The 4,406-nt window shown below is 68.9% G+C and carries 7 protein-coding genes and 1 pseudogene; 5 read left to right on the forward strand and 3 right to left on the reverse strand.

All coding sequences use genetic code 11. The features are described 5' to 3' along the window. The 5 genes from VIB55_RS21125 to VIB55_RS21145 form a co-directional block, all read left to right on the forward strand. On the forward strand, positions 1-709 hold a 709-nt coding region (locus VIB55_RS21125), incomplete at its 5' end, for an amidohydrolase (protein WP_331878652.1). 2 nt (positions 710-711) lie between these two features. Continuing rightward, positions 712-1,914 carry a patatin-like phospholipase family protein gene (locus tag VIB55_RS21130; protein ID WP_331878653.1) on the forward strand — a complete coding sequence of 401 codons (1,203 nt, stop codon included), beginning with the start codon at positions 712-714 and terminating at the stop codon, positions 1,912-1,914. Positions 1,915-1,989: 75 nt separating this feature from the next. Continuing rightward, positions 1,990-2,214 (forward strand): type II toxin-antitoxin system Phd/YefM family antitoxin, encoded by a 225-nt coding sequence (locus VIB55_RS21135; protein WP_331878654.1) that lies wholly within the window; start codon positions 1,990-1,992, stop codon positions 2,212-2,214. Continuing rightward, complete coding sequence (locus tag VIB55_RS21140; protein WP_331878655.1) at positions 2,211-2,597, forward strand: type II toxin-antitoxin system VapC family toxin; 387 nt, start codon at positions 2,211-2,213, stop codon at positions 2,595-2,597. Before VIB55_RS21135 ends, VIB55_RS21140 begins: the two co-directional genes overlap by 4 nt. 128 nt (positions 2,598-2,725) lie before the next feature. Further along, positions 2,726-2,902: a hypothetical protein gene (locus VIB55_RS21145; RefSeq protein WP_331878656.1), complete on the forward strand. Its 177-nt coding sequence runs from the start codon at positions 2,726-2,728 to the stop codon at positions 2,900-2,902. Positions 2,903-2,985: 83 nt separating this feature from the next. On the opposite strand, the gene VIB55_RS21150 is transcribed toward VIB55_RS21145, so the two are convergent. The 3 genes and pseudogenes from VIB55_RS21150 to VIB55_RS21160 form a co-directional block, all read right to left on the reverse strand. After that, on the reverse strand, positions 2,986-3,177 hold the full coding sequence (locus VIB55_RS21150; protein ID WP_331878657.1) for a type II toxin-antitoxin system HicB family antitoxin: 192 nt from the start codon (positions 3,175-3,177) through the stop codon (positions 2,986-2,988). Between the two features lie 35 nt (positions 3,178-3,212). Further along, the gene (locus tag VIB55_RS21155) at positions 3,213-3,728 is read right to left on the reverse strand and encodes an HPP family protein (protein WP_331878658.1); all 516 of its coding nucleotides are present in this window, start codon (positions 3,726-3,728) and stop codon (positions 3,213-3,215) included. Then, a pseudogene (locus tag VIB55_RS21160) lies at positions 3,728-4,406 on the reverse strand (hypothetical protein); the annotation flags it as partial. The gene VIB55_RS21155 and the pseudogene VIB55_RS21160, both read right to left, overlap by 1 nt.

Consider the following 4,406-nt stretch of genomic DNA (forward strand, 5'->3'; position numbering starts at 1 on the left):
GTTCGCGGACGACCACGCCACGCACGGGCTGGCCCAGTACACCAGCGCGCAGCTGGATTCGCTGGTGGCCGCCGCCGACGCGGCGGGCCTCCAGGTGATCCTCCACGCCATCGGCGACGCGGCCAACCGGCAGGCGCTGGACGCGTTCGAGCGCGCGGCCCGCACCAACGGCCCGCGCCCGCGCCGCCACCGCATCGAGCACGCCCAGGTGCTGGACCAGGCCGACATCGCCCGCTTCCGGCAGCTGGGCGTGATCGCCTCCATGCAGCCCACGCACGCCACCAGCGACATGCGCTGGGTGGACACGCGCATCGGGCGCGAGCGAGCGACGGAGGGCGCCTACGTGTGGCGTTCGCTGCTGAACGCCGGCGCCACCGTCATCTTCGGCACCGACTTCCCGGTCGAGCCCATGCCGCCGGTGGAGGGCATCTACTCCGCCGTCACCCGCCAGAGCCGCGAAGAGCCCGGCACTCCGCCGGGCGGCTGGATGCCCGAGCAGCGGCTGACCCGGCAGGAAGCCATCCGCCTGTACACCGCCACCCCGGCGTACGGCGAGTGGCAGGAGGCGCGCAAAGGCACCTTGCTCGCCGGCATGCTGGCCGACCTGGTGGTCTGGGACCGCGACCTGCTGACCGTTCCGGAGGGCGAAATCCTGCAGGCCGCGCCGGTGCTGACGGTGGTAGGCGGCCGCGTCGTGTACCGCCGCTGAACGTGGAAGAGCGGCGGGCGGGGGGCGCTGCGCACAGCGAGGCCGGGCGCGAGTTCGCGCCGACGCAGGGCGCCACGACGGACCGCGGCGAGCTGGCGCTGGTCCTCACCGGCGGTGGGGCGCGCGGCGCGTACCAGGTGGGGCTGCTGAACTACCTGGCCAAGGCGCACCCCGACATCAAGGTGCCCATCTGGACCGGGGTGTCGGCCGGGGCCATCAACATGGCGCTGATGGCGCAGCACCACGGCACCTTCGCGCAGGCGGCGCACGAGTTGGCCTGCCTGTGGAGCGAGCTGCTCCCGGAACGCATCTTTCGCGTGGACGCCCGCTCCCTGGCCGCCAACTTCGGGCGCTGGGGGCTGCGGCTGGCGGGCGGCCCGGAGGGGCGGGTGCGCGGGATGGTCGACACGGGGCCGCTGCGGGCGTTCCTGGAAGAAGCGCTCGCCCCGGTCAACGGCGAGCTGACGGGCCTGGACTACAACCTTCACCGCGGCACCCTGCGCGCCGCCGCCATCAGCACCACCGACTACACCACGGGGACGTCCGTCGTCTGGGTGCAGGGGCGCGACATCGAGACGTGGGAGCGTCCGGGGCGCACCAGCCGCCACTGCCGGTTCACCATCGACCACGTGATGGCGTCCGCCGCGCTGCCGCTGTTCTTTCCCGCGGTGCAGATCGGCCCCCACTGGTACGGGGACGGCGGCATCAAGATGACGGCGCCGCTCTCCCCCGCCCTGCACCTGGGCGCCAGCCGCATCCTGGCCGTCTCTACCCGCTACGACCGCACCCGCGCCGAGGCCGCGGCGCCGGACGTGGCCGGGTATCCGCCGCCCGCCCAGATCATCGGGATGATGCTGGACTCGGTGTTCCTGGAGATGGTGGACCAGGACGTGGCGCGGATGGAGCGCATCAACACGGTGGTGGAGCACGTGCCGCCGGAGCACCGAAAGGGGATGCGCCCGGTGAAGCTGATGGTGATGAGGCCGTCGCGAGACCTGGCGCGGCTATCCGCCGAGTACGAGCCCAAGCTTCCGCGCACCTTCCGCATGCTGACGCGCGGGCTGGGCACCCGGCAGACGTCCAGCCCCGACGTGCTGAGCATGCTCATGTTCCAGCACGACTACGCCAAGCGCCTGATGGCCCTGGGCGAAGAAGACGCCGAGCGCCGCGGTGCCGAGCTGGCGGCCTTCCTCGGCGACGAGTGAAGGTCCGGGTACATCCTCTGCACCATTATCGTCGTTGCGGAGTAACATGACCGTGACCCGTTCAAGGAGCGCAGAATGAGCACAGTCTCGCTGGATGAGGCGCTGATCCGCTTCGCCGAGTTGATGACGGAAGCGGCGGACGGTGAGGACGTGGTGATTGCGGCCCAGGATGGCACTGCAGTGCGGCTGGTACCAGTGCAAACCAAAGGCATCCCGCGGTTCGGGAGCGCGAAGGGGATGTTCACCATGGCCGACGATTTCGACGCACCACTCGAGGACTTCGAACCGTACGAGCGGTGAAGCTGCTGATCGATACGCACGCGGCGCTCTGGTTCCTCGGCGGCGATCCGCGGCTTTCGATTGCCGCTCGATCCGCTATTGAGGATTTCGGCAACGAACGGCTATTCAGCATCGCATGCGCTTGGGAGATCGCGATCAAGGTCAGCTTGGGCAAACTCGACCTGCACGTTTCGTTCGACTCATTGGTCCCGGGGCAACTGGAGCAGAATGGCATTTCGCTTCTGCCGATTTCTCCAGCACACCTGCGACAGGTCGTCAGGCTGCCGTTCCACCACCGCGATCCCTTCGACCGTCTTGTCATCGCCCAGGCGGTTTCCGAACAGGCGGCGCTCATCAGCGCAGATACCAAGCTCGACGAGTACGGAATTCACCGCATCTGGTGACTATCTCCCACAAATGAGTCATTCGACCCACGACCTCGTGCGGGGTTGAGCGCATCTTATCAGGCGTAGACCGCGAGGGGTGGATGGACCACCTCCGCAGCTGAAACCACCGCCTGGAGCAAAAGACGATGCGTGCCCGTGAACTGTTCTCGCTCGCTGCCTGCCTGACGATCTTCGTGGGCGGCCACATGGTATCGGCGCAGGCGCTTCGCGCTCACGAGAGCGAGGCAGACGCGAAGAGCACGGCCGAGCAGGTCGACTCGCGCTCCAACACCGGTCCGCGCGGGCTCACTCCGGGCCAATGAAGCGCCGTCTCCACCTCCCCACGTAAGAACCGCCGCGTCGAAGCCCGACACGGCGGTTCTTTGCATCCAGAACGGCGGGTGGTTCAACGAGCTCGAGGCTCGGGAACGGGAAAGCCTTCCTCGCGAAGACCGTCGATGTGGAACTCGCTGGCATCGCGCATGTTCGCCTCTGCCTTTTCGCGCGTTGCTCCGGTGCTGGCGCAGCCCGGTAGATCCGGCGAGTAGGCCGAGTACCCCGTGGACCTGCGCTCCAGGACGATCCTGTAGTTGCTCATGGCTCACGCCTCCCGTTGAGGATGATGCGGGGAGCTTAGTGCCGGGCCGAGTAGCGCGCCAGCATCCACACGGCGGCACGCTGCATCACCACCAGGCCCGCGGTGATGGCCACGGCGATGGCGAAGAGCGCGATGTTGCTCTCGTCGCCCGCGCGCAGCGAAAAGCTCAGCGCGGTGGAAACGGCTGGCGGATGGACCGCGTCGGACAGGATCATCAGCAGGATGGTGGCGACCATCGAAAGCGCGGCGCCGGTGTACCCGGGGCCCAGCACCATGAAAGCCATCAGCCCCAGCACGGCCGCGCCCAGCTGCGAGATCACCAGCGTCCGCACGCGGTTGGTCCCGTGCTCCGGGTCCATGTAGATCAGGAACGCGCTGGACGCCAGCGACGCGAACAGCAGGCGCTGCTCGCTGAGCGTCTCCACCAGGAACAGCACCAGCAGCACCGTCGCGGTCGGCAGGGCGGCCAGCATCAGCTCGCCTTTCAGGTGCAGCCGCTGGCGGATGGTGCGCGTGATCCGCTCGCCCGGCCGCAGGCTCTCCTGTTCCATCAGCGCGCGCCTTCCACCGCCTTCGCCCCCGCGGAGTCGCGCCGCGCCGGCCTCCGGGTGGGCACGGGCGACTCCCGCCCGCGGGCGATGGCGATGACGTTGTCCTCCAGCTCGCGGTCGATCAGCTTGTGCAGCGGATCGATCCCTGCGCGCCGCGGCCACTCGTCCGTGACGATCCGGAAGGTGCGCGGGGCACCGGTGAACCGGAACTTCTTCAGGTAGATCGGCTCGTCCTCGTCCGCGCCGAAGACGCCCACCTCGATCCAGTCGTCGATCTCCACGTCCTCTTCCTCACCCAGCCCGCCGGCCTGCATTTTCCGCGCGGAGACGGTGAAGTCCACCTGGTAGCGGCCGTCCCGCAGCTGCGTGCCCTCTGCCCGCGACGCGGACAGGTCCCACAGCGTCACCGTTTCGAACAGGTCTTCCACCAGCCCGTCCAGCGAATCGGGCGTGGCGGCGTGCAGGTGGCGCAGCAGGTCGCGGGAGGTGGGGTACGGCCCGGACGGACGGTAGCGCGACTCGGCCAGAAAGGCGCGCAGCGCGCCGTTCACCGCCTGCTCGCCCACGTAGTCACGCAGGGCGTACATGGCCAGTGCGCCCTTGTTGTAGTGGGTGTACTGCTGGTACTCCACCAGCGCCACCGGCATCTCCGCCCGCCGCTCCATGCCGCGGCCCTTC

The sequence above is a fragment of the Longimicrobium sp. genome (assembly GCF_036554565.1).
Taxonomy (GTDB): Bacteria; Gemmatimonadota; Gemmatimonadetes; order Longimicrobiales; family Longimicrobiaceae; genus Longimicrobium.

What these genes read in the sequence shown, in the direction of transcription:
- VIB55_RS21135 (WP_331878654.1), top strand. Translation starts at nt 1,990, where the DNA reads ATGAGCACAGTCTCGCTGGATGAGGCGCTGATCCGCTTCGCCGAGTTG.
- VIB55_RS21145 (WP_331878656.1), top strand. Translation starts at nt 2,726, where the DNA reads ATGCGTGCCCGTGAACTGTTCTCGCTCGCTGCCTGCCTGACGATCTTC.
- VIB55_RS21150 (WP_331878657.1), bottom strand. Translation starts at nt 3,177, where the DNA reads ATGAGCAACTACAGGATCGTCCTGGAGCGCAGGTCCACGGGGTACTCG.
- VIB55_RS21155 (WP_331878658.1), bottom strand. Translation starts at nt 3,728, where the DNA reads ATGGAACAGGAGAGCCTGCGGCCGGGCGAGCGGATCACGCGCACCATC.